1 protein-coding gene is annotated in these 559 nt (G+C 44.5%); it reads right to left on the bottom strand.

What is annotated here, in order from left to right:
• Positions 1 to 559, bottom strand: a 559-nt coding sequence (locus ASC50_RS03515; protein WP_478209963.1) for a Cbp1 family collagen-binding glycoprotein adhesin, incomplete at both ends; no start/stop codon positions are given.

Below are 559 nucleotides of genomic sequence, written 5' to 3'. Positions count from 1 at the left end.
CAAATTGATAGCTCCCTATCGGATGTTTGGAAACCAACTTGGCTTTTTTGGCGAACAGTTGTATCGTTTTCAGTGCAATCTTGTCAGCCTCAATGAAATAATTGCTATTAAAATTGGTACCTAACTGACCTTTGAGCGCAATCCGTTGGGTCTTCAACTCTTTGGCAGTACCAAAACAATAGTAAACTTTGCGAATTTCTATCTGTTGGCGTGCAATCATCGCCCTTTGCTTCGTATCTTTTTCCTTCAGGGCTTGTATCTTGGCTTCAAGATCCATATTGTCGAACGTCAGGTCTTCAATCAACCGGTCTTTTTTTGCCAATTCTGCCTTCAATGCAGCTATTTCAGCATCTTTTGCACTCAAGTCGGTTTGCAAACGAACGATGGTGGCTTGCAATCCCTTGGATTGCCCGAGTTGCCCGGCATAGTTTTTCGCCTTCTTTTCCAAATCAGCTATGTGCGCCCGGTTTTTCGCAAGTAACTCGGTAATGAATTGCATATCACCCCGAATGCGTTCCATCGTAGTCTGTGTCAACCGTCCATCGCCGCCGGTTTGGAT

It is taken from the genome of Candidatus Symbiothrix dinenymphae (assembly GCF_001431085.1).
The sequence above is the reverse complement of the archived record's forward strand: the minus strand, read 5'-3'. Positions and strand labels throughout refer to the sequence as shown.